A 22,105-nucleotide genomic window follows, 5' to 3' on the forward strand; every position below is an offset into this window, starting at 1 on the left:
TTTGGGACGTGCACGACCCGGGGGACGGCCCGAGACGAACATCGGGGGTCTGGGGGACCAAGCCCCCCAGAAGAATTCACCTGCTCAACCCCCGTGAGGGGTCACGTTCCCGTGAGGTGTTCGGGACGTACCGGTGTCCTGTTCAGCTCCAGGCCCGTGGCGTTGCGGATTGCCGCCAGGACCGCCGGAGTCGAGGACAGTGTGGGGGCCTCCCCGACGCCGCGCAGGCCGTACGGGGCGTGGTCGTCGGCGAGTTCGAGGACGTCGACGGGGATGGTCGGCGTGTCGAGGATGGTGGGGATCAGGTAGTCCGTGAAGGAGGGGTTCTTCACCTTCGCCGTCCTCGGGTCGACGATGATCTCCTCCATGACCGCCACGCCGAGCCCCTGGGTCGTACCGCCCTGGATCTGGCCGGCGACGGACAGCGGGTTGAGCGCCTTGCCGACGTCCTGGGCGCAGGCCAGCTCGACGACCTTCACCAGGCCGAGTTCGGTGTCGACCTCGACGACGGCGCGGTGCGCGGCGAAGGAGTACTGGACATGGCCGTTGCCCTGGCCGGTACGCAGGTCGAACGCCTCGGTCGGCCGGTGCCGCCACTCCCGCTCGATCTCGACGGCCTCGTCCTCGAGGACGTCCACCAGGTCGGCGAGGACCTCCCCGCCGTCGGTGACGACCTTGCCGCCCTCGAGCAGCAGCTCCGCCGTCGCCCAAGCGGGGTGGTACGTACCGAACTTGCGGCGGCCGATCTCCAGGACCTTCTCGCGGACGAGCTCACAGGCGTTCTTCACGGCGCCGCCGGTGACGTACGTCTGCCGGGACGCGGACGTCGAACCCGCCGAGCCCACCTGTGTGTCCGCCGGGCGGATCGTCACCTGGGCGACACCCAGCTCGGTGCGGGCGATCTGCGCGTGGACGGTGACACCGCCCTGGCCGACCTCCGCCATCGCGGTGTGCACGGTGGCGACGGGCTCACCGGCGATGACCTCCATGCGTACCTTGGCCGTGGAGTAGTCGTCGAAGCCCTCCGAGAAGCCCACGTTCTTGATGCCGACCGCGTAGCCGACGCCCCGTACGACGCCTTCGCCGTGCGTGGTGTTGGACAGCCCGCCGGGCAGCTGCCGTACGTCCGCGCCCTCGCTGCTCTCCCACTGGCGCTCGGGCGGCATGGGCATCGCCTTGACGCGGCGCAGGAGTTCGGCGACCGGGGCCGGCGAGTCGACGGGCTGGCCCGTCGGCATGATCGCCCCCTGTTCCATGGCGTTCAGCCGGCGGAACTCCACCGGATCCATGCCCAGTTGCTGCGCCACCTTGTCCATCTGCGCCTCGTAGGCGAAGCACGCCTGGACCGCGCCGAAGCCGCGCATCGCGCCGCACGGGGGGTTGTTGGTGTAGAGGGCGAGGGCCTCGATCTCGACGTCGTCGATGACGTACGGGCCGGCGCCCAGCGAGGCGGCGTTGCCGACGACCGCCGGGGAGGAGGAGGCGTACGCGCCCCCGTCCAGGACGATGCGGCACTTCACGTGCGTCAGCTTGCCGTCCTTGGTGGCCCCGTGCTCGTAGTGCAACTTCGCGGGGTGGCGGTGGACGTGCCCGAAGAAGGACTCGAAGCGGTTGTAGACGATCTTGACGGGCTTTCCGGTGCGGAGCGCCAGCAGGCAGGCGTGGATCTGCATCGAGAGGTCCTCGCGGCCGCCGAACGCGCCGCCCACTCCGGACAGGGTCATCCGGACCTTGTCCTCGGGCAGGCCGAGGACCGGGGCGATCTGACGCAGGTCGGCGTGCAGCCACTGGGTGGCGATGTAGAGGTCGACGCCGCCGTCCTCGGCGGGCACGGCGAGACCGGACTCGGGGCCGAGGAACGCCTGGTCCTGCATGCCGAAGGTGTACTCGCCCCCGACGATGACGTCGGCGCGCTCGCGCGCCCGCGCCACGTCCCCGCGCACGATCGGCTGGCGGTGCACGATGTTCGGGTGCGGGACGTGTGCGGAGTGGTGGTCGTCGCGGTTCTCGTGGACGAGCACCGCGTCCGGGGCGGTGGCGGACGCCTCGTCGGTGATGACGGGCAGTTCGCGGTACTCGACCTTGATCTTGGCGGCGGCTCGCCGCGCGGTCTCGGGGTGGTCGGCGGCGACGATGGCGACGGGCTCGCCGTGGTGGCGGACCTTGCCGTGGGCGAGGACCGGGGTGTCCTGGATCTCCAGGCCGTAGTTCCTCACCTCGGTCGGCAGGTCGTCGTACGTCATGACGGCGTGGACGCCGGGCGTGGCGAGGGCCTCGCCGGTGTCGATGGAGACGATCTCGGCGTGGGCGACCGTGGAGCGCAGGATCTGACCCCACAGCATGTCCTCGTGCCACATGTCCGACGAGTACGCGAACTCGCCGGTGACCTTCAGGATGCCGTCCGGGCGGAGCGTGGACTCGCCGATGCCGCCCTTGGCCCCAGAACCCTGGGTGATCTTGGTGGGAGTACCGAGTGGAGCGCCGTTGGTGGGCATCGTCAGACCGCCTCCCCCTGCCGGGCGGCCGCGAGGCGGACCGCGTCCATGATCTTCTCGTAGCCGGTGCAGCGGCACAGGTTGCCCGACAGGGCCTCGCGGATGTCCGCGTCGGTCGGGTTCGGGTTGTGCTCGAGCATCTCGTCGGCGGCGACGAGGAGACCCGGGGTGCAGAAGCCGCACTGGACGGCGCCTGCGTCGATGAACGCCTGCTGGACGGGAGAGAGTTCGGTGCCCTCGCCGGTCTGGGAGTCGGCGGCCGGCTTGGCCTCCCACTGATGAGCGTCCTGGAGCGACGTACCGCAGGAGTCACCGCACGCCCGCTGCCTGGCGTAGTCCGCCAGACCCTCGACCGTGACGACCTCACGGCCCTCGACCTGACCGGCGGCGACCAGACACGAACACACCGGCACGCCGTCCAGCCGGACCGTGCACGACCCGCACTCGCCCTGCTCGCAGGCGTTCTTCGAACCGGGAAGCCCGAGGCGCTCGCGCAGCACGTACAGCAGGGACTCGCCCTCCCACACGTCGTCGGCTTCCTGCGGACGTCCGTTGACAGTGAAGTTGACGCGCATCAGGCGACACTCCCCTTCTGATGGGTACGGCCGTCAGTGCCGCGATACGACTCCCAGGTCCAGGTCAGGGTGCGGCGGGCCATGACGCCGACCGCGTGGCGGCGGTAGCTCGCGGTGCCCCGGACGTCGTCGATCGGGTTGCAGGCGGCGGAGCACAGGTCCGCGAACTGCTTGGCGACCGACGGGGTGACGATCTTTCCGTTGTCCCAGAAGCCGCCCTCTTCGAGCGCCGCGTTCAGGAACTCCTCGGCGGCCTTCGCCCGGACGGGGGTGGGTGCGGCGGAGCCGATGCCGGTGCGGACCGTGCGGGTCTCGGGATGCAGGGCCAGACCGAAGGCGCACACGGCGATGACCATCGCGTTGCGCGTACCGACCTTCGAGAACTGCTGAGGACCGTCGGCCTTCTTGATGTGGACGGCCCTGATGAGCTCGTCCGCGGCGAGCGCGTTGCGCTTCACCCCGGTGTAGAACTCGTCGATCGGGATACGGCGTGAGCCGCGCACCGACTCGACCTCGACCTCGGCGCCGGCCGCGAGGAGGGCGGGGTGGGCGTCACCGGCCGGGGAGGCGGTGCCGAGGTTGCCGCCGACGCCGCCTCGGTTGCGGATCTGCGGGGAGGCGACCGTGTGCGAGGCGAGGGCGAGGCCCGGCAGCTCGGCGCGGAGGTTCTGCATGATGTGCGTGTACGGGACGGAGGCGCCGAGCCGCACGGTCTCCTCGCCGACCTCCCACTCGTACAGTTCGGCGATGCGGTTCAGGTCGAGCAGGTACTCGGGCCGCCGGTGGTCGAAGTTGATCTCGACCATCACATCGGTGCCACCCGCAATCGGCACAGCGGCGGGGTGCTCTGCCTTTGCGGCGAGCGCCTCCTCCCAGCTGGCGGGGCGAAGGAAGTCCATGACCGGCTCTCTTCTTCGTCTCGTGGGTCGTGCGGATCGAGCCAGTTCGTGTGCGGCGGGCCCGGCTCGTTCATGTGCTGTTCACGCGGAATGGGGTCAGTACACAGCGCCCTGATCCGACGGGGTCAGTCACGGAAACCATGAAGGAGTTGGCTGGTCGGGACGGCCATCTTGTAGATTCGTATGAACGGAGGCCATCAGTAACCTCCCTGTTTTCCTGTGGAAACGCGCGACACAACCGCGTGACCAGGGACACAGCCGGGCCACGGCCGGTCCTCACGATCCATCGTAGATTTCGAGACAGAGAACGGCGGCGACGAAATGCGGCTGCGCGCACTGCTGGACACGGATGCGCTGGGCCTGCGGCTGCTCGGCGGCGGGGAAGAACTCGACCGCACCGTGCGCGGCGTGATGACGACCGACCTCAGAGACCCCAGCCGGTACCTGTCGGGCGGGGAACTGGTGCTCACGGGCCTGGCCTGGCGCCGGGACGCCGCGGACTCCGAGCCGTTCGTACGGATCCTGGTGACGGCCGGGGTGACCGCCCTCGCGGCCGGTGAGGCGGAGCTCGGCGCCATCCCGGACGACCTGGTCGTGGCCTGCGCCCGGCACCGGCTGCCGCTGTTCGCGGTGCACGAGTCGGTGGCCTTCGCGACGATCACCGAGCATGTCGTGCGGCAGGTGAGCGGCGAGCGCGCCGGGGACCTCGCGGCCGTGGTCGATCGGCACCGCCGCATGATGACCTCGGGCCCGGCGGGCGGCGGCCCGGACGTGGTCCTGGACCTGCTCGGCTCTGACCTGGACCTGCGCGCCTGGGTGCTGTCACCGGCCGGGCGGCTGATCGCCGGAGCGAAGGTCGCCGGGCCCGGGCTGCCCGCCGACGTGTGCGCGAAGCTGGCCGCCGAGCAGCTGGCCGCCGCCCGCACGGGCCGGCGCGGCCCGCACCGGGTGACGCTGGACTCGACGACGTACTCCCTGTTCCCGATCCGCAGCAGCGACCGCTCCCCGCAGGCCTCCCGGGACGTACGCGAGACGGTGCTGTCGGACTGGCTGCTGGCCGTCGACGCGGACGCCGGTGACTGGCCGGAGGAGCGGCTCGACCTGCTCCAGGGCGTCACCCAGCTCATCGCCGTCGAGCGGGACCGGCGGGACGCGGCGCGCACGGTGCGCAGGCGTCTGGCGCACGAGGTGCTGGAGCTGGTGCAGACGGGTGCGGCGCCGGCGGAGATCGCGGCGCGCCTGCGCGTGGCGGCACCGGTGCTGCTGCCGGGCCTGGGAGCCGCACCGCACTGGCAGGTGGTCGTGGCGCGGGTCGAATGGGACGGCGGGGAGATCGAGGGCGGTCCGGTCGCGCAGGCGCTGCTGGAGGAGATCCTGGTCGACCCGCTCGCCACCGGCCCCGAGCCGTCCGACCGCATCGCCGTCGCCCACACGGGCGACGAGGCCGTCGCGCTCGTACCGCTGCCGGCCGTGTCCACCGAGCACGACGGCTCCGAGACGGGCATTCTCGCCGACGCGCTCCTGGAGTCCGTACGGGCCCCGCTGTCGGCCGGGCTGAACGACGACGGGCGGGTCACACTCGGCGTCAGCGCGGCCGTGCACTCTCCGGAGGGGCTGCGCGGGGCGCTGGAGGAGGCGCGGCACGCCCGGCGGGTGGCGGCGGCGCGGCCGGGCCCGGTGTGCGCGGCGGGCCACCAGGAGCTGGCCTCGCACGTGCTGCTGCTGCCGTTCGTCCCGGACGACGTGCGCCGGGCCTTCACGGCCAGGCTGCTCGACCCGCTCCGGGACTACGACCACCGTCACCGCGCCGAGCTGATCCCGACCCTCGAGGCCTTCCTCGACTGCGACGGCTCCTGGACGCGGTGCGCCTCACGGCTGCACCTGCACGTCAACACGCTGCGCTACCGGGTCGGACGGATCGAGCAGTTGACGAGTCGTGATCTGTCACGGCTGGAGGACAAGCTGGATTTCTTCCTGGCGCTGCGGATGAGCTGAAAGGTCGGGGCGGGAGTGCTGTATGCCGTCAGCCCTGTCGACGCCGACCACAACCGTGTCCCCGGTAAACCGGTTCGTGCCGTCAAAGGGCCCCAGACTGACTTGCGTGAGTCCAGCGCAAGTGAAATCTTTCACACAGCCTCTTGGCCAGGCCCGGCGATTCGTGCTGAGATGCCGCCACCACTCATAGCTCGATGGCGTGCTCGGGGAGGGCAACGTGGCGCATCCCGCCATGTCTGGTACGGGAACGACCGCTGGTGACGATCCACTCCAGACCGCGGTTTGGCGGCTGCGCTCGCGTGCCTGCTGGGCCGATGCGGCGGCCCTGCTCCAGCCGGTCACCGCGGCGACCGCCCTGCAGCGGGCCTCGCTGCTCGTCGAACGGTGTCTGTACACCGAGCAGGGCTGGGAGGAGGCGGAGGACGCGCTGCGCACCGCGGAGGCACTGGCCCACACCGACCAGGAACGGGGTGCGGCGGCTTGTGAACGCGGTCAGTTGGCGTACGCCGCGACGCTGCACGGGGTGCGGGACCGCGCGGACGAGGCGCGGGCCGCGCTGGGCCGGGCGGCGGCGCTGATCCCTCCGGGGGTGGCGGGGCGGGCGTTGCTGGACTTCCGGCGGGGTCTGCTGGCGGAGAACCTGGCCCGCTCGCCGCAGGCCGCGCGTGCGGCGTATCGACGGGCGCACGCGGGCGCCACGGCGCATGCCGATCCGCTGCTGTTGTCCTTCACCTGGCGGCATCTGGCCGGCCTGGCACTTCGGGACGGCGAGTTGGCGGAGGCACGGCACGGATTCGCCGAATCGCTCCGGATCCGGGAGGAGCTGGGGTACCTCGTGGGAACGGCCCCCGCACTGGCGTCCCTCGCGGACGCCGAGACGGAGCCGGAGGCGTCGCGGTTGCGGGAGGAGGCGGGGCGGTTGTTCCGCCTGCTCGGGGGTGTCCCGACATGGCTGTCCCGCCAGCTGACGCCACCGGCGGCGGGGGCGGCGACGGCGTAGCGCCGGTGGGCGCGGACTGACGGCGTGGCTGAGCACAATCCAGCCCGTCCGGGTTTGAGGACGAGGCGGTTCAGGCCGATCGAGGTCTGGGATGGGACGGGCAGGGGCGGCGGGGGCGAAAACCCGGCCCCTCAGCCCGCACCGGCGAAGTGCTCCCGCACCAGCGACTGCACCACGTCCAGCTCCCCCGAGATCAGCGCGTCCAGCAGGGCCACATGCTCCGCCGCGTCCGCGACCAGATCCGCATGCCCACGCGACACGGACCCGCCGGCCAGGGGCCGCTGAGCCCGGCGATGGAGGTCCTCGGCCATCCGCACGAGCTGCTTGTTGCCCGCGAGAGACAGCACGGCACTGTGGAACGCGCGATCCGCCTCCGCGTACGTGGCCCGGCACCCCACGCCCGCCGCCCGCACCGCCGCCTCCGCCACCGGACGCAGTTCGGCCCACCGTTCGGCCGGTACCGTCCGCGCGAGCCGCAGCACCACCGGCACCTCGATCAGCGCACGTATCTCGGCCAGCTCCGCCAGCTCCCGCGCCCCCCGTTCGACGACCCGGAAGCCACGATTGGGAACAACCTCGACGGCCCCCTCCAGCGCCAGCTGCTGCATCGCCTCCCGAACGGGTGTCGCGGACACCCCGAAGCGCTCCCCGAGCACCGGCGCCGAGTACACCTCGCCGGGGGCCAGCTCCCCGGTCCCCAGCGCGGTGCGCAGCGCGTCGAGGATCTGCCCGCGCACGGAGGAGCGCTGTACGGCGGGACGCGGCCGTGGAATCGGCGCCTCGCTGTGCGTGTGCTCACCACGGGCGTCACCGCCCGCCGGCCCCACCGGCTCAGGCCCCGTCACCTCCGCCGACCGGACTCCGGCCTCCCGCTCCCGGCCCATGTCCGCAGCCCGCGCCTGCATCGGCACCCGAGCCGCAGCGGCGGAGCCCTGTGCGCCCTGCCTCACGGGTCCTCCTCCGGGGTTGTCAGCACTTGCGGTCATTACGGCGGGTTGTTACTCGTCCGTCAAGCACCTTAGGCGTATCGCCCGCCAGTTCAAATCCCGACCACTCCAGATAAGGTAAGCCTTACTTAATCCCGATCCGTGGATTCGGCGGTCACCGCGACCGCGCTCGCGCACGACGGACCGGGCCTCGACGCGTGCCCCGCCCGGGACGAGGCACCGGTGCTGCGCAACCACGGACAGCGGGCCCGCCCGGACGTGATCGCGAGCTTCGGGCCGCACCGGTACACCTGACCCGCCTGGTGCTGATCACCGCCCCCCGGTTCCCGCACCGGCGCCCCCTCTTCCTGCTCACCAAGCCGCCGGCCACGGCAAGTTGAGGCACCCCTGGGGCGCACTCTCCTCTCCGTATCCCGTAAGATCGCCCGCGACTGGGACTCCCACTCGGTTACAGGTGATTCACAAATTCCTCACCTGCCGCAGGAACTTTCCGTGGAACCACCCGTACGGGTAGTCTTATTCGAACTCAACTCCCGCCCCTCAAGCGGCAGTTCGAGCAGAAAGCTGCCCTGGGCACCCCCCTTGCAATTCCTTGGCGGCCTCTTGCCCCGAAACCCCCTGAGGGCCTGTGGGATTGGGCCACTATGGCGGGCGTTACGCCCTATCCCAATGCAAGGGACCCCAGATGAGACTGACCGACATATCGCTGAACTGGCTGCTTCCGGGCGCCGTACTGCTCCTGGGCATGCTGGCGGCGGTTGCGGTGCTCCGGCGCGGCAAGAACTCCTCGGGGAAGGACACGAGCGCGGACGACTCGTGGGAGCGCAGCGAGGAGCGCCGCAGGCGCAAGGAGGCCATCTACGGCACCGCCTCCTACGTCCTTCTGTTCTGCTGCGCGGCGGTCGCCGCGGCACTCTCCTTCCACGGCCTGGTGGGCTTCGGCGAACAGAACCTCGGCCTCTCCGGCGGCTGGGAGTACCTGGTGCCGTTCGGCCTGGACGGCGCCGCGATGTTCTGCTCCGTGCTCGCGGTGCGCGAGGCCAGCCACGGTGACGCGGCCCTCGGCTCCCGGATACTCGTGTGGACCTTCGCGGGCGCCGCGGCCTGGTTCAACTGGGTGCACGCACCCCGGGGCTTCGGCCACGACGGCGCACCGCAGTTCTTCTCCGGCATGTCGCTGTCGGCCGCAGTGCTGTTCGACCGCGCCCTGAAGCAGACCCGCCGGGCCGCACTGCGCGAGCAGGGCCTGGTGCCGCGGCCGCTGCCGCAGATCCGCGTCGTTCGCTGGCTGCGGGCCCCCCGTGAGACCTACAAGGCGTGGTCGCTGATGCTCCTGGAGGGCGTGCGCAGCCTGGACGAGGCCGTCGAGGAGGTCCGCGAGGACAAGGCCCGCAAGGACGAGACCAAGCTGCGCCGTCGCGAGCAGCAGCGGGTCGAGCGGGCGCAGTTGAAGGCGATCAGCCGGGGCCACCGTGGCTTCCCCGGCCGTGGCGGCCGGGGGATGGAGGCCGCGCCGGCCCTGGAGCGGGCCACCACGGAACGCGTATCCGCGGAGCCCGCCATAGCGAACTCGGCAGAATCCCTGCCCGTACGCTCGCGGCCCTCCCTGCAGCCCGTTCGCCATGGCTCTGACCCGATCACCGTCGACCTCACGGCGGAGGACGACACGATGGCCCTGCCCCGCCTCGACTCCCTGGAGCGCAAGCTCAAGGACCTCGAGCAGCAGTTCGGCTGAGCAGCCGGGTACCACGGGAAGGGGGCGTGACCTTCGGGTCACGCCCCCTTCCGTTGTCCGTCAGGCCGCTCCGGGGTCGAGTTCGAACCACACCGCCTTCCCCACCCCGTGGGCCCGTACGCCCCACGCGTCCGCGAGGGACTGCACCAGGACCAGGCCTCTGCCGTGCGTACCGTCGTCGGCGTTCGGCACCCGCAGCCGGGGTCTGCGGGCCACGAAGTCCCGCACCTCCACCCTGAGGCCAAGCGGTCCCACAGTGGCCGTGAGGACCGCGTCGTGATCGGTGTGGACGAGCGCGTTGGTGACGAGCTCGCTGGTGAGCAGTTCCGCTATCTCCGACCGCCCGGGTTTCCCCCAGTGCCGCAGCAGTTCGCGCAGCGCCCTGCGCGCTTCCGGCACAGCCCGCAGGTCCGCCCGCGCGAGTCTGCGCCTGAGCTGGGACGGCTGCACCCGGTCCGTGGCGCCGTCGGCCTTGTCCTCCACTGTCCTGGTCCCTGCCGAGGTTCCTGCGATCGTCAGGCGACCGCTGCCTCGTGCCTGCCTCTTCATGGCCCCCGCCCGCGCGCCGATGTCGGTTCCCCTCCTGCTCGAACACGTTCACGGGGATCCATGCCCCGTCGACACCGCGCCAGTCATGTCGAATCGTCAACGACCAGGTGTTCGGCCATGCTGACGGCGTTTCGGCCGGTGTCCTGATCCCGGTGCGGACCATGGTCGAGGTGGGTCGGGGAGAACCCTTTCGGCGCCGTCCGGACCGCCGAGGAGCCGCCGTGCGCGACGCACCGAGCCCTGGTTGAGGCGTGCCTGGAGCGCGCAGTGTGGCGCGTGCCGGGCGAGCCGGTGCAGTCGGTGTGCCCCGCTGTCGGCCGCGTACGGTCCGTCGCGACGGGCGCCGAGTGGGGAAAGCCCTGGTCCACGAGCTGACTCGGGCCGGGAAAGCGGATGCCGGAGGCGTGGGCGGGCCGCCGGGTGGAGGTGGTGATCGACGCCGGGCTCACGGGCGACCCGCCCGGTTTCCAGGGGAAAGGACTTCTCTACGACGCCGCCGTCATGCCGCTGAAAGCGTTCACTCCCGCAACCGTCACCGGCCGATCGCGTCCCCGGCGAGCCGGTGCGTCATGCACGCCTTCGAGCCTACGCACCCGGGCGTCGTACGGACCGCCCGAGATGGCACCGTCCACCGATTCCGGTCTGCCGAACTCGCCGTACTCCAAGAAGGCGTGTGGCAGTTGGTGCCGGCCGCCGAGGTGCACTCGGATCTGCCGCACACGGCGGACCCGGCCAACTCGTGCACGGCGAGCGCTTCTTCGCCGCCGCTTCGCCGAAGGCCGCCTCCCGCGACCGGCGAAGTTGGCCGGAATCCGGTGGTTCCCCGCGCGGCAGAGGCCGCCGTCACGCCTCCCAGACGGCCGCGGCCGTGCGGTCGTCGGCGTAACCCTTGACCCGTACCTGGGTGTCGGCGAGGAACGCGGCGAGGCCGGGCGGTTCCGGGCCGGACCAGCGTCCCGTCAGGTGCGCGCACAGATCGGGCTCGCCGCGCAGCGGGTCGGCCAGGCCGGCGGTGCACATCAGGAGCGTGTCACCCGGACGGGCCACGGACGCGCGGAAGCGGAAGGGCTCGCGGGGCGGTTCGGGGGCCGGTTCGTACGGGCTCGGAGGCGTCGTGATGCCCAGGTCCATGGTGAGCCGGTCGCCCTCGGGGGTCTCGGCCGGCAGCGAGCCGAACCCGACGACCGGTTCGCCGGCGACATCGGTGACCTGGGGTTCGATGTCCTGCCATGCGCCGTCCCTGAGACGGAACAGTCCGCCCGCGCCGACGCCGAAGAACACACGCGTACGGCACTCGGGGTCGGCGGGCAGCAGCAGGCAGCGCAGGGTGGCCGCGTACTCCTCGGGTTCGACGCCCTGTTCGGCGGCGCTGGCGCGGAGCTTGCCGAGGCTGCGGTCGGTGAGGCGGTGCAGGCCGGACTTCAGGTCGCCGCGCCGGGCGCCCCGGATGTCCTCGGCGAGCCGGACGTGACTGCGGCCCACCGCCCGCCCGATCCAGTGGCAGGCCTCGGCCGCGGCGCGGTGCGCATCGGGGGTGGCCCGTGCGCCGGTGGCCATCGCCACCAGGATCAGCGCCTGCTCTCCCGTGCCGAAGCGGGCGGTGAGGAGGGAGTCGCGGCGCGGTTCGCCCCGGTAGCGCGCGGAGTCCCCGCGCACGGACACGGCCCGTAGCGTGCAGGCCCCGTACCGGGCCCCGTCCAGCACGGTGTCCGCGACCAGGTCGTCGAGGTCGTCCGGGTCGGCGAGCGGCAGCGCGGTGGGCTCGGCATCGTAGGTGGGCGGGCCGGAGCCGACGTAGTCCTTGAGGACGGGGAGGTCGGGGGCGGTGGCGGTGCGGGCGCCGTCGGGGTCGGGCGCGGGGTGAGACGTGTCCTGGTCGGCGGGGGTGACGGCCGGGGGGCTCTCCGGTACGGAGGGGGCCGCGTCGAGCGGCATCCGGGACTCGGGAACGGTCGCGGCCGGGGGTGTCTCGGTGGACGTACGGCCGCCGGTCGGGGACGGTGCAGGGCCTGCGGGGGCCCGCTCGGCGAACCCCTGGGGCAGCGGTCCGGGCGGCAAGGTCGTCGGGCCCGGGGGTGCGTCCGGCGGCGGTTCCCAGGGGGCGCGCTGCCGTGCGGGCTCGGGTCCGGCGGAGGCGTCGGGGTGCCGGCTCACCGTTCCGGCCGCGGAGGCGAAACGGTCGTCCAGCGAATCGGACGCGGCCGCGGGGCCGGTGTCCTCGGTGGAGTCGTCGTACAACAGCCCCCACCAGTCGTCGTGACCGGTGGGCCTTCCCCCCTGCTGGTTCATGCCCCCAATTGTCCACCGCACGGGCCGTAGGAAAACGGGGCATGAGGAAAATCCTGCACGGTGTTCCCTGCCGTACGGCGGATCCGGCTCGGTGACCGCACATCAGGGCTCTTGGCCTGCGCCTTCTAGCACACTCCTGCACTCTGGGCACATGGGAGCGTGGGAACTCCTGCTGGTCGGGCTGGTCGTCCTGCTCGGCCTGTGCGGGGTGCTGGTACCCGGGGTGCCGGGGTCGTGGCTGGTGTGGGCCGCGGTCCTGTGGTGGGCGCTGAAGGACCCGCAGCCGGTCGCCTGGGGCGTCCTCGTGGGGGCGACCGTCGCGCTGTTCCTCTCCCAGGTGGTGCGCTGGGCCCTGCCGCCGCGGCGCCTGCGTGAGAGCGGCGCCACCCCTCGGATGGCGGTGTACGCAGGAGTCGGCGCGCTTCTCGGCTTCGTGCTGCTCCCCGTGCTCGGCGCGATCCCCGGCTTCATGGCCGGCATCTACCTCTCCGAACGGCTCCGCCTGGGCCGCCACGGCGACGCGCGGGCGGCCCTGCGCACGGCGATGCGCTCGGGCGGCTCCAGCGTGCTGGCGGAGCTGTTCACCTGCATGCTGATCGCGGCGGCCTGGCTGGGGGCGGTGATCTCGGGCTGACGCGGGTGCTGCGCACGGCGCCGAAACCGGCGTAGGCCCAGAGCCCTAGGACGATGATCCGATGTGTCCGGCGGCCGGACGTGCTTGGCTGCGGGCATGACCGGATTCAGCGCGGCCGAGCGTGCCTACCTGAAGTCGCAGCGGCTGGGGCGGCTGGCCACCGTCGACGCCGACGGGCAGCCGCAGGCGAACCCCGTCGGCTTCTTCCCGCAGGACGACGGGACGATCCTGATCGGCGGCCGCGCGATGGGCCGCACGAAGAAGTGGCGCAACCTGCGCCGGAACCCGAAGGTCGCCCTCGTCGTGGACGACATCGCGAGCGTCCGCCCGTGGCGGGTCCGGGGCGTCGACATCCGCGGCGAGGCCGAACTCCTCACCGGCCCGCACGAGCTGGGCCCGCACTTCAGCGAGGAAGTGATCCGCATCCGTCCGATGCGGATCCACAGCTGGGGGCTGGAGGGTCCGGAAGAGGACGGCTAAGCGACGGGCGGCTGCAGAGACCCCTCCAGGGTGAGCAGCCGCACCTTGCGGTCCAGGCCGCCCGCGTAGCCGGTCAGCGCTCCGTCCGCTCCGATCACCCGGTGGCACGGCCGCACGATCAGCAGCGGGTTGGCGCCGATCGCCCCGCCGACGGCCCGTACGGCGGCCCTGGACGCACCGATCCGCGCGGCGATCTCTCCGTACGTCGTGGTCGCCCCGAACGGAACGGTGTCGAGGGCGGCCCAGACCCGCTCCCGGAACTCGGTCCCGTCGGCGCGCACCGCCAGCCGGAACTCCTTGAGTTCGCCGGCGAAGTAGGCGGCGAGCTGCTCCTCGGCGCCGCGGAACGGGCCGGGGTCGCGCCGCCGGCCGCCCTGGACGGTACGGCCGCCCTTCTGACCGGGCACGGACAGGGAGGTCAGTGCCCCGTCCGGGTCGGCGGTGAGGAGAAGGGGCCCGAGGGGGCTGTCGACGGTCGTCCAGTAGGTCCCGGGCAGGTTCGGGGTGGTCATCATTACTCCAACTCCCCTGCTGTACGCAGGTGTTGAACGGCATACGAGCGCCAGGGGCGCCAGGTCCCGGGGATGTCGGCGCCGGGCGGCGCGACATCGGGGTCGCCGAGGGCCCGGCTGCGGATCACGGCGACCGTGGCCCCGTCGAGGCCGGGCAGGGCGAGCAGCGTCTGCTCCGCGCCGTCCCGGTCGGCCCCCGGGTCCAGCCGTACGGTGCCGTCGGCGAGGGCCGCGGCGAGCGCACCCAGGGGCCCGTGGGGTTCCGCCCCGGACTCGGCGAGGACGGCCGGTTCCGGGAAGAGGTGGGTGAGGGTGCCGCGGGGGGTGTCGAGCGCCTTGCCGTACTGCCTGACCAGCCGCTCGGCCGCGTCCCGCCCGACCAGCGCCCGCACCGCGAGTTCTTCCGGATCCGCGGCGCCCGGCGAGCGCAGCCCCGGTCGTGCGGCGATCAGCGGGGCGAGTCGCGGATCACCGCCGAGCCGCTCGTCCACGGCGTACGGATCGGCGTCGAGGTCGAACAGCCGGCGCAGCCGCTGCACGGCGGTGGTCAGGTCCCGCGGATCGGTGAGGTGCAGCCGGGCGTCGAGCCAGCCACCGGGGTGCGCCCCGGACGTGGGCTTCGGGGCGCCGGACCGCTCGTCGACGGCGGCGATCCCGGTGCCGTACGGCAGCCGGAGCGTACGACAGTACGTCCGGCCGCCGGGCGCGCCGCTCACGTCCTCGATGCCGGCGACGGCCTCCCGCTCGAGGAGGTCGAAAACGGCACGGGCGTGATACGGGCCGCGGTGGGCGAGCCGCAGCGGGATCCCGGCGGCCGGACCGGCCGCACGGGCACCTCTGGACGCCCCCTTGGGCGCGGTGGCCCTCAGCTCGCTGGGCGTCGAGGCGTACACGGCCCGGATCGTGTCGTTGAACTGGCGCACGCTGGCGAACCCGGAGGCGAACGCGATCTCCGTGACCGGCAGATCGGTCGTCTGCAGCAGGGTGCGTGCGGTGTGCGCGCGCTGGGCCCGGGCGAGCGCCACGGGCCCGGCCCCGAGCTCGGCGGTGAGCTGCCGCTGCACCTGCCGCGCGCTGTACCCCAGCCGTACGGCGAGCCCGGCGACACCCTCACGGTCCACGACCCCGTCCCCGATCAGCCGCATGGCCCGGCCCACGACGTCCGCGCGCACGTTCCACGCGGCGGACCCCGGCACGGCGTCCGGCCGGCACCGCCGACAGGCCCGGAACCCCGAGCCCTGCGCGGCGGCGGAGGTGGCGAAGAAGCGCACGTTGCGCCTCTTCGGGGTGATGGCCGGGCAGCTGGGGCGGCAGTAGACACCGGTGGTTTCGACGCCGAAGAAGAACTCCCCGTCGAACCGGGCGTCACGACTGCGGACTGCCTCGTACCTGGTGTCTTCGTCCATCACGGGTTCAAGTGTCGACGAGGGCCGGAGACGGTGCTGGCGGGATTCGGACGTGACGCTGGGGTTGGCATGGGGTGGGTTTCGCTCACCGGCGCCGGCCGGGTGCCGCTGCGCCCGCCCGCCCCCAGTCTCGGCTTCGCTCGAGCGGGGCCCCCATCACCCCAGCGGCACGACTGCCCGCGGCTACGGCTATGGACGCATACGCCCCCGCTTCGCCTCCATCGCCGCCTTCCCCTCGGCCCCCCTCCGCTTCCACTCCTTGCGGATCTCCGACCGAAGCCGCGCATCGGTCTTGGCGACGATCCGCTGGTTCTCCCGCATCAACTTGCGATAGCTGTCCAACCGCCGCACTGCCAGTTCTCCGGAGGAGATCGCGGCCTGCACCGCGCACCCCGGCTCCGCCTCGTGCGCGCAGTCGTGGAAGCGGCACTCCTCCGCCAGCTCCTCGATCTCGGAGAACACCTGCCCGACCCCGCTCCCGGCGTCCCAGAGCCCGACCCCGCGCAGCCCCGGCGTGTCGATGAGAACCCCGCCGCCGGGCAGCGCGAGCAGGTTGCGCGTGGTCGTCGTGTGGCGGCCCTTCCCGTCCGCCTCCCGCGTGGCCTGTACATCCATCACCTCCTCCCCGATCAGCGCGTTCGCGAGCGTCGACTTGCCCGCGCCGGACTGCCCGAGCAGCACGGACGTACCACCGGAGACGACGGCGACGAGCACCTCGAGCCCGTCTCCGTCCAGGGCGCTGACCGGCAGCACGGGCACACCCGGTGCCGACAACTCGACGTCCTGCACGAGGTGCGCGAGCGTCACCGCGTCGGGCACGAGGTCGGCCTTGGTGAGCACGACCACGGGCTGCGCGCCGGACTCCCAGCCGAGGGCCAGGAACCGTTCGAGACGGCCGAGGTCGAGTTCCGCGGCCAGGGACACGGCGACGATCGCGTGGTCGACGTTGGCGGCGAGGATCTGCCCCTCGGACCGCTTGGAGGAGGTGGAGCGCACGAAAGCGGTACGACGGGGCAGATACGTCCGTACATAGCGGGGGTTTCCGGCGGGTTCGACGGCGACCCAGTCGCCGGTGCAGACGACCCGCAGCGGATCGTGCGGCGTGACGAACGCGGTGTCCGCGCGCACGGTCCCGTCGGCGGTGACCACGTCGCACTGCCCGCGGTCGACCCGGACCACACGTCCGGGCAGCAGCCCCTCACTGCCGTAGGGGGCGAACGCGTCGGCCCAGTCCTCGTCCCAGCCGTAGGGAGCCAACGCGGAGAAAGCGGAGATGGAAGTCAAGGGTGACCCTTCACAAGGGCGGCCCCGGCGGCGCGCTACCGAGCGCGCGGGAAAGGTGAGTCAGCCGGTGGCCACGGAGGTGGGCTTGATGAACTCCTGGATGCGGGCAGCGCCCATCACAGAGACAGCCATCGATCACACCTCCCGTTCCTCACTCGTCCGAAGGCGGCAGCCGACGGCCGCCGCACGAAGCGGTCCTACCTTAGAGCGGCGCGCACTCGGATGCCATCGATTTTCCTGTCACGCTCCCACTCGTGAAGCAGCGCCGGCTGGAGTCCGTTAACCCGTTCGCAGCTCTGTGCCGCGATTCCTCCCCCGCGTCGGTCTCTCATCCCATGACCTGCGTAAATGCTCATCCGAGAACGATCCAATCGGTCTGACGGAGTGACAGATCTGGCGATGCGTCAGGTTGCCGATCTGACGGACCGTCGGTTGCCTCGTCGGTGGAGCAGTTCAGGGGCGCCGCGCAGACAGGCCGGCCACTGCTCCGTTGGAGGATTCCCTTGCGAAACACACACGTTGGCGTTGGTCTCGGCCTGGTCGCCGGTGTCCTGGCTCTGCAGAGCCCTGCAGCCGCTGCCGCCGGTGACTCAGAGGTCCACATCCGCCCGGGCACGGCCTCCCCGGGCTCCACGGTCACCGTCAGCACCACGGCCTGCGGTCCGGACGTGACCTACGGCAAGGGCGAGTCGGCGGTCGGCGGGAACTTCCACCTCTTCGGAGGCGACCGCAAGGGTGTGCTCACCGGCGAGTTCCAGATCCCGGAGGGGACCCAGGCCAGCACGGACACGGTCACTCTGAAGTGCCCGCCAAGGATCAAGATCACGCAAACGTACTCGATCAGCAACCGCCTGCCGAACGGCGCCGTCGCAGCCGGCTTCGGGGACGCCGAGGACACCGACGCACAGCTCGCCCTGGGCGGTGCGCTGCTCGCCGCGGCCACCGCCGGAGGACTGGTGAAGATGCGCCGCCGCTCGCACGCCGGCCGTATCTGACCGCCCGACTCCACGGCACGGCCCCCGGGACCCACGAGTGCCGGGGGCCGCACGAACGACCACCACCCCGCTGCAGGCAAGAGGCTCAACCGCCATGGACCCCGGGCACAAGACCAGCGCTTCCACCTACAAGCTCGCCCCTTCCACCAAGCTACTGGCCTGGGCACTGGTGACAGGTGCCGTGCTGGTGATCGGCGCGATCCGGGACGGGCAGCCACCGCAGCCTTCGGCCGCCCAGGCCTTCGCCGCTCCCTCGACCGCCCCCACGCCCAGCCGCACCGCCCCGCCGGCACTTCGTGCCGTCCGGACGCTGCCCGCCGCCGCACCGGTCCGGATCCGGATCCCCTCGATCAAGGTGAACGCCCCCGTGACGAAGCTGGGCCTCGACAGGACGGGGGCGCTACGCCCTCCGCCCGGCGACGACCCCAACCTCGCCGGCTGGTACAGCAAGGGCACGACACCCGGCTCGGCGGGCACGGCCCTGATCGCGGGGCATGTGGACCTGCGCGGCGGCAGGCCCGGGGTGTTCTTCTCTCTCGGCGCCCTGACCAAGGGCGCCACGATCCGGATCGGCCGGTCGGACGGGCGGACAGCCGTGTTCACCGTCGACGCCGTGGAGGTCTACAGCAAGGCGGACTTCCCGAGCGAGAAGGTCTACGCCGGCTCCGGCCGGCCGGAACTGCGGGTCATCACCTGCGGCGGCGGTTACGCCAAGAACACCGGATACCTGGGCAATGTCGTGGTCTACGCGTCGCTCACCGCAGTGAAGTAGCCGGTGCCGCTTCGCTGCGGCGACTTGACGGGTGTTCAGTTCGAGCAGGTGCGCCCGTTCAGTGTGAAGTTGGACGGTGCCGAGTTCTTGCCCTGCCAGGACGCCAGGAAGCCGAAGGCGACGGAGCCGTTCGCGGGGACGGACCGGTTGTAGTCGGCGGCGGCCGCGGTGACGCGGGAGCCGCTCTGGGCGAACCTCGCGTCCCACATCTGGCCGACCTTCTGGCCGTCCCCGAAGGACCAGACGACGCTCCAGTCGCTCAGCGCCTGGGTGGTCGTGACCGTGACGGTGGCCTGGAAGCCGTCGGGCCATTCGTTGACGAGGTCGTACCGCACCGCGCAGGTCGCCGTCGCGCTGTGGCCCGTGCCGGCCGTGGACGACGTGGTGCCCTGGGGTTCCGGCTCGGGGTTCTTGGGCTCGGACCTGACCGGGGAAGCGCTCGGCTTGCGGCTGGGCGTCGGCGAGTCGGACGGGGTGGGGTCGATGGACGGGAAGGAGGGGTTGGGGGCCGCGACGGGCTCCCGGTCCGAGCCGTCGCCGCCTGCCACCTCGTCACCGGTGCCGCCGAAGGGCATCAGCGAGACCGCGAGCGCCAGCAGGGACACCAGGGCGGCGGCGACGAGGAGGCCGTTGCGCACGGCCCTCGCCCTGCTCGCCTCGGCCTTCGTCGCCTCGTGCTCCGGGTCCGGCGGCGCGTCGGGGCGGCCGGCGCCCAGCCGCACCTCCGCGGCGCGACGGCGGCGTTCCAGATAGGCGAGGCCGCCCCAGCCGATCACCCCGCCCGCGAGAGCGGCGGGCAGGCCGCCCCCGTGCAGCCGGAGGCAGGCTGCCGCCTCGGCGCACTCGACGCACGTGGCGAGGTGCTGGGAGAGATCGGGGGGTGTGTCGGCGGCCGATGCACGGGTGACGGCGTCGAGGAGCCGGACGTAGCTGCGGCACTCGGCGTCCATCGGCGTGTCTATGTGGTTGCGGTGGCAGCGGTCGCGGAACAGGCCGCGCACCTGGTCGAGTTCGTCGGCCGCGGCGGCCGGGTCGAGGCCGAGCCGGCGGGCGACCGCGCGCAGCGGGAGCGCCTCCACCTCGGCCAGCCACAGCAGCGCAGCGTCGGGTTCCTGCATGTCGCGCAGGCCGCGCAGGGCGATGGGGCGGAGCAGGGGCGGACCGGTGTAGCGGGCGGCCTTGTCAGAGTTGAGCCACAGGCGCAGGTCGGGGTCGAGCTTGTGGCCGTGCCCCTGGCTCTCCCAGGCCGCGGCCGTCGTGCGCACGGCCGTCAGCAGCAGGGGGATCCTGGGCAGTCGCGGCGAACGGCGGCCGGCGCCGCGCTGTGAACCGTCCTCGGCGGCGCGGGCCTCGCGTATGCCGAGTGCGAACGCCTCCCGGGCCAGCTGCTGCGCCGCGGCGGAGCCGGACGTGCAGAGGTCGGCATAGGAGAGGACGGCGTCCCAGCACTCGGAGAACAGCGCGGCCTCGGCGGCGTCCTTGGGGGTCGGCAGGTCGGGCATGGGTCTCCTGCATCCGAAAGCGAGGCAACTCACCGTCATGGCAAAGGAGTTGGGGGGAACCTCGCGGCAGCACCCGAGCTTTTCACGTTTCATACACAACTGACAAGCTGCATATTCAAATATCGACACCGCGGTACTGACGACGGTCGCCATGTCGACACAACGTCAAAAGCAGCAGCCTGCCGGCCGGGAAAACGGTCGGACCCGGGAGTGCCCCACAACTCCGGCCTACAGTACGGATCGCGACCGCGTGTTGTTCACCGTTCGCCTCACGCGTCACACAGCAGTCGGCTCCTGTGCCGGGAGGCTGTCCATGAAGGAGCTGACGGAGAAGACGGCGTGGCCGGGACCGGGCGGGCCGTACCCGGGGGGCGACGACAGGCCGAAGTCGTCCATGGTGGCGCGGTAGGCCTCCAGGAGCCGGATGTGGTACTCCAGCGGCGCGCCCTGCGGGTTGGCCTTGCCCAGCGGGGTCGTCGGCTCCGGGCACCAAGTGGTGAAGCGGGGTGTGATGCCGTGCGACATGAAGAAGCGCAGGCCCTCGGTGGTCGACGCGATGGCCTCGTCGACGGTGGTGAAGCCGAAGGGCTCCGCCATCTCCACGCCGGCCACGAAGTTGGGGATGACGTTGCGCGCGCCGAAGACCTCGGCCGAGTCCAGGATCCGCTTGTGCCACTCGTCGCGGCCGACGTAGCGCTCCTTGCCCGGGCAGTACAGCTCGAACAGCCGTCGGTCCCACACCTCGTAGTTGGGGTGGTAGATCTGCACGCCGTAGTCCTTGAACCGCTGCACGTCGTCGCGCGGCAGCGCCTGGGCGACGACCTTGCCGATCCAGCGGCCCGGGAAGCGCTCCTCGATGGCCTTGGCGTAGTGGCCGTAGAAGTCGGCCTCGTCGCGTCCGGCGACGGTCTTGGTGATGGCGCCGCCGGTGAGGGTGTAGGCGGTGGAGGCCCTGGCGGTGTCGTAGCGGTCGATGATCTCGAGGGCCTCCAGGACCTCCTCGACGTCCTTCACGCCCGTGTAGGGCCGCCCGGCGGCCTTGTGCTGGCGCCAGTTGTGGTTGATGTCGCAGTACTGGCACTCCTCCTTGGCGCCGAAGTACTGGCAGACCCGGAAGACGGTCAGGTAGATCAGGTAGCCCCACTGGATGGTGGGGGCGACCTCCATGACGGACTTCCCGTTGGAGAGGGTGTGCCGGTAGTACTCGGGCATGGGCGGCACGCCGACGTCGGCGATGCGCTTCCCGTCGAGGTAGAGCCCGAGCAGCCCCTCGTCGTCCGCCGCGACGCGGTACGGCGAGGACGGATTGACGCGTACGGAGACGACGGTGCGCCTCAGGTCGTACGGGCCTCCGGTGAGGATGATCTCCTCCGGCGGGCGCCTGAGCGCGGCCTCGCCGAGCTCGGGCAGCGTGCCGTGGTCGAAGGAGAAGATGAAGTACGACTTCGGCTTGACCTCGCCGCCCTCGTTGTCGCTCAGGGCCGACCGGTCGAAGGCCACACCGCCGCGCAGCAGGTCCTCCTTGAAGACGGCCTCCCGCGGCACATGCGGAAAGCGCTCCATCAGATCCTCGACCAGCGCGGTGCGGCTGCCCATCCGTCTCTCCTCCCGGCTCAGGCGTACGACTCCTCACGGTATGCCCCCTGCCTCGCGTCGGTAGCGCCGGGTCCCCTCGCGCCGCTGGTGTCGTCCCGGGATCGGTGATCGGTTACGTAGGGGGGGTGCGTAATTCTGCTGATGACGGTGTGCCGGGCGGCTGCGACAGTCGATTCGATCAAGATTCGATCAAGAACAGCACTGACCTGCGAGACGGACATGAGGAGGACGCGATGGACGAACGCCAGGACGGTGGCCCGCCCCAGACCGAATCGCAGCCACAGGCCCAGCCACATCCACATCCACATCCACATCCACATCCACATCCACAATCCTCCCCGCCCACTGAGCAGCACGGCTTTGGTCCTCCGCCACCCGTCTCCGTGCCGGCGCAGTGGTATCCCCCCGCCCAGCCGACGGGCCCCTTCCCCCCGCCCGCT

General features: G+C 71.8%; 18 protein-coding genes and 1 pseudogene. 8 read left to right on the forward strand and 11 right to left on the reverse strand.

The genetic code is table 11. From position 1 onward, the window contains the following. Positions 1–101: 101 nt before the first annotated feature. Genes ABZO29_RS11515 through ABZO29_RS11525 form a run of 3 tightly spaced genes read right to left on the reverse strand, consistent with a single transcriptional unit; the run spans position 102 to position 3,969 of the window. Positions 102–2,495, reverse strand: a complete 2,394-nt coding sequence (locus ABZO29_RS11515; protein WP_367320068.1) for a xanthine dehydrogenase family protein molybdopterin-binding subunit — start codon at positions 2,493–2,495, stop codon at positions 102–104. Between the two features lie 2 nt (positions 2,496–2,497). Further along, positions 2,498–3,070 carry a (2Fe-2S)-binding protein gene (locus tag ABZO29_RS11520; protein ID WP_367320069.1) on the reverse strand — a complete coding sequence of 191 codons (573 nt, stop codon included), beginning with the start codon at positions 3,068–3,070 and terminating at the stop codon, positions 2,498–2,500. Continuing rightward, on the reverse strand, positions 3,070–3,969 hold the full coding sequence (locus tag ABZO29_RS11525; RefSeq protein ID WP_367320070.1) for a xanthine dehydrogenase family protein subunit M: 900 nt from the start codon (positions 3,967–3,969) through the stop codon (positions 3,070–3,072). Before ABZO29_RS11525 ends, ABZO29_RS11520 begins: the two co-directional genes overlap by 1 nt. A gap of 321 nt (positions 3,970–4,290) precedes the next feature. Between ABZO29_RS11525 and ABZO29_RS11530 the strand changes: the two genes are divergently transcribed. Together ABZO29_RS11530 and ABZO29_RS11535 are read left to right on the forward strand one after the other, a co-directional pair. Next, entirely contained in the window at positions 4,291–5,964 is a 1,674-nt protein-coding gene (locus tag ABZO29_RS11530) for a PucR family transcriptional regulator (protein WP_367320071.1), read from the forward strand. Between the two features lie 217 nt (positions 5,965–6,181). Continuing rightward, on the forward strand, positions 6,182–6,964 hold the full coding sequence (locus tag ABZO29_RS11535; RefSeq protein WP_367320072.1) for a hypothetical protein: 783 nt from the start codon (positions 6,182–6,184) through the stop codon (positions 6,962–6,964). Between the two features lie 131 nt (positions 6,965–7,095). Here the strand turns inward: ABZO29_RS11535 and ABZO29_RS11540 are convergent, their stop codons facing one another. After that, on the reverse strand, positions 7,096–7,950 hold the full coding sequence (locus ABZO29_RS11540; RefSeq protein ID WP_367320073.1) for a GntR family transcriptional regulator: 855 nt from the start codon (positions 7,948–7,950) through the stop codon (positions 7,096–7,098). Between the two features lie 117 nt (positions 7,951–8,067). Here ABZO29_RS11540 and ABZO29_RS11545 point away from each other — a divergent pair. Beyond that, positions 8,068–8,202 (forward strand): annotated as a pseudogene (locus tag ABZO29_RS11545) (iron-sulfur protein); the annotation flags it as partial. 394 nt (positions 8,203–8,596) lie between these two features. Beyond that, positions 8,597–9,646 carry a DUF2637 domain-containing protein gene (locus tag ABZO29_RS11550; protein WP_367320074.1) on the forward strand — a complete coding sequence of 350 codons (1,050 nt, stop codon included), beginning with the start codon at positions 8,597–8,599 and terminating at the stop codon, positions 9,644–9,646. Between the two features lie 60 nt (positions 9,647–9,706). Here ABZO29_RS11550 and ABZO29_RS11555 read toward each other — a convergent pair whose 3' ends face one another. Together ABZO29_RS11555 and ABZO29_RS11560 are read right to left on the reverse strand one after the other, a co-directional pair. Next, positions 9,707–10,129, reverse strand: coding sequence for an ATP-binding protein (locus ABZO29_RS11555; protein WP_367320075.1), 423 nt, complete (start codon positions 10,127–10,129; stop codon positions 9,707–9,709). 909 nt (positions 10,130–11,038) lie between these two features. Continuing rightward, positions 11,039–12,484 (reverse strand): protein phosphatase 2C domain-containing protein, encoded by a 1,446-nt coding sequence (locus ABZO29_RS11560; protein ID WP_367320076.1) that lies wholly within the window; start codon positions 12,482–12,484, stop codon positions 11,039–11,041. A gap of 151 nt (positions 12,485–12,635) precedes the next feature. Here ABZO29_RS11560 and ABZO29_RS11565 point away from each other — a divergent pair, with 151 nt between their 5' ends. Next, positions 12,636–13,118: a DUF456 domain-containing protein gene (locus ABZO29_RS11565; protein ID WP_367320077.1), complete on the forward strand. Its 483-nt coding sequence runs from the start codon at positions 12,636–12,638 to the stop codon at positions 13,116–13,118. 96 nt (positions 13,119–13,214) lie between these two features. Then, complete coding sequence (locus ABZO29_RS11570) at positions 13,215–13,598, forward strand: PPOX class F420-dependent oxidoreductase (RefSeq protein ID WP_367320078.1); 384 nt, start codon at positions 13,215–13,217, stop codon at positions 13,596–13,598. Here ABZO29_RS11570 and ABZO29_RS11575 read toward each other — a convergent pair. The 3 genes from ABZO29_RS11575 to rsgA all read right to left on the reverse strand — a co-directional run bounded on the left by ABZO29_RS11575 (position 13,595) and on the right by rsgA (position 16,800). Continuing rightward, positions 13,595–14,110 carry a methylated-DNA--[protein]-cysteine S-methyltransferase gene (locus ABZO29_RS11575; RefSeq protein WP_367320079.1) on the reverse strand — a complete coding sequence of 172 codons (516 nt, stop codon included), beginning with the start codon at positions 14,108–14,110 and terminating at the stop codon, positions 13,595–13,597. The genes ABZO29_RS11570 and ABZO29_RS11575 overlap by 4 nt on opposite strands. 2 nt (positions 14,111–14,112) lie before the next feature. After that, positions 14,113–15,516 (reverse strand): DNA-3-methyladenine glycosylase 2 family protein, encoded by a 1,404-nt coding sequence (locus ABZO29_RS11580; protein WP_367326109.1) that lies wholly within the window; start codon positions 15,514–15,516, stop codon positions 14,113–14,115. A gap of 189 nt (positions 15,517–15,705) precedes the next feature. Beyond that, positions 15,706–16,800, reverse strand: coding sequence for a ribosome small subunit-dependent GTPase A (gene rsgA, locus ABZO29_RS11585; protein ID WP_367320080.1), 1,095 nt, complete (start codon positions 16,798–16,800; stop codon positions 15,706–15,708). 503 nt (positions 16,801–17,303) lie between these two features. Here rsgA and ABZO29_RS11590 point away from each other — a divergent pair. Together ABZO29_RS11590 and ABZO29_RS11595 are read left to right on the forward strand one after the other, a co-directional pair. Further along, positions 17,304–17,795 (forward strand): sortase, encoded by a 492-nt coding sequence (locus ABZO29_RS11590; protein WP_367320081.1) that lies wholly within the window; start codon positions 17,304–17,306, stop codon positions 17,793–17,795. Positions 17,796–17,889: 94 nt separating this feature from the next. Further along, positions 17,890–18,567: a class F sortase gene (locus ABZO29_RS11595; protein WP_367320082.1), complete on the forward strand. Its 678-nt coding sequence runs from the start codon at positions 17,890–17,892 to the stop codon at positions 18,565–18,567. A 35-nt stretch (positions 18,568–18,602) separates the two neighbouring features. On the opposite strand, the gene ABZO29_RS11600 is transcribed toward ABZO29_RS11595, so the two are convergent. Both ABZO29_RS11600 and ABZO29_RS11605 read right to left on the reverse strand, forming a co-directional pair. Next, complete coding sequence (locus tag ABZO29_RS11600; RefSeq protein WP_367320083.1) at positions 18,603–20,069, reverse strand: cellulose binding domain-containing protein; 1,467 nt, start codon at positions 20,067–20,069, stop codon at positions 18,603–18,605. 276 nt (positions 20,070–20,345) lie between these two features. Further along, positions 20,346–21,665 (reverse strand): radical SAM protein, encoded by a 1,320-nt coding sequence (locus ABZO29_RS11605; protein ID WP_367320084.1) that lies wholly within the window; start codon positions 21,663–21,665, stop codon positions 20,346–20,348. Positions 21,666–22,105 lie beyond the last annotated feature (440 nt).

Source organism: Streptomyces sp. HUAS ZL42, from assembly GCF_040782645.1.
Taxonomy (GTDB): domain Bacteria; phylum Actinomycetota; class Actinomycetes; order Streptomycetales; family Streptomycetaceae; genus Streptomyces.

Excerpts from the sequence above, each read along its gene's own strand:
- ABZO29_RS11515 (WP_367320068.1), bottom strand. The coding sequence starts at position 2,495 with ATGCCCACCAACGGCGCTCCACTCGGTACTCCCACCAAGATCACCCAG.
- ABZO29_RS11520 (WP_367320069.1), bottom strand. The coding sequence starts at position 3,070 with ATGCGCGTCAACTTCACTGTCAACGGACGTCCGCAGGAAGCCGACGAC.
- ABZO29_RS11525 (WP_367320070.1), bottom strand. The coding sequence starts at position 3,969 with ATGGACTTCCTTCGCCCCGCCAGCTGGGAGGAGGCGCTCGCCGCAAAG.
- ABZO29_RS11530 (WP_367320071.1), top strand. The coding sequence starts at position 4,291 with ATGCGGCTGCGCGCACTGCTGGACACGGATGCGCTGGGCCTGCGGCTG.
- ABZO29_RS11540 (WP_367320073.1), bottom strand. The coding sequence starts at position 7,950 with ATGACCGCAAGTGCTGACAACCCCGGAGGAGGACCCGTGAGGCAGGGC.
- ABZO29_RS11550 (WP_367320074.1), top strand. The coding sequence starts at position 8,597 with ATGAGACTGACCGACATATCGCTGAACTGGCTGCTTCCGGGCGCCGTA.
- ABZO29_RS11560 (WP_367320076.1), bottom strand. The coding sequence starts at position 12,484 with ATGAACCAGCAGGGGGGAAGGCCCACCGGTCACGACGACTGGTGGGGG.
- ABZO29_RS11565 (WP_367320077.1), top strand. The coding sequence starts at position 12,636 with ATGGGAGCGTGGGAACTCCTGCTGGTCGGGCTGGTCGTCCTGCTCGGC.
- ABZO29_RS11570 (WP_367320078.1), top strand. The coding sequence starts at position 13,215 with ATGACCGGATTCAGCGCGGCCGAGCGTGCCTACCTGAAGTCGCAGCGG.
- ABZO29_RS11575 (WP_367320079.1), bottom strand. The coding sequence starts at position 14,110 with ATGACCACCCCGAACCTGCCCGGGACCTACTGGACGACCGTCGACAGC.
- ABZO29_RS11580 (WP_367326109.1), bottom strand. The coding sequence starts at position 15,516 with ATGGACGAAGACACCAGGTACGAGGCAGTCCGCAGTCGTGACGCCCGG.
- ABZO29_RS11595 (WP_367320082.1), top strand. The coding sequence starts at position 17,890 with ATGGACCCCGGGCACAAGACCAGCGCTTCCACCTACAAGCTCGCCCCT.
- ABZO29_RS11600 (WP_367320083.1), bottom strand. The coding sequence starts at position 20,069 with ATGCCCGACCTGCCGACCCCCAAGGACGCCGCCGAGGCCGCGCTGTTC.
- ABZO29_RS11605 (WP_367320084.1), bottom strand. The coding sequence starts at position 21,665 with ATGGGCAGCCGCACCGCGCTGGTCGAGGATCTGATGGAGCGCTTTCCG.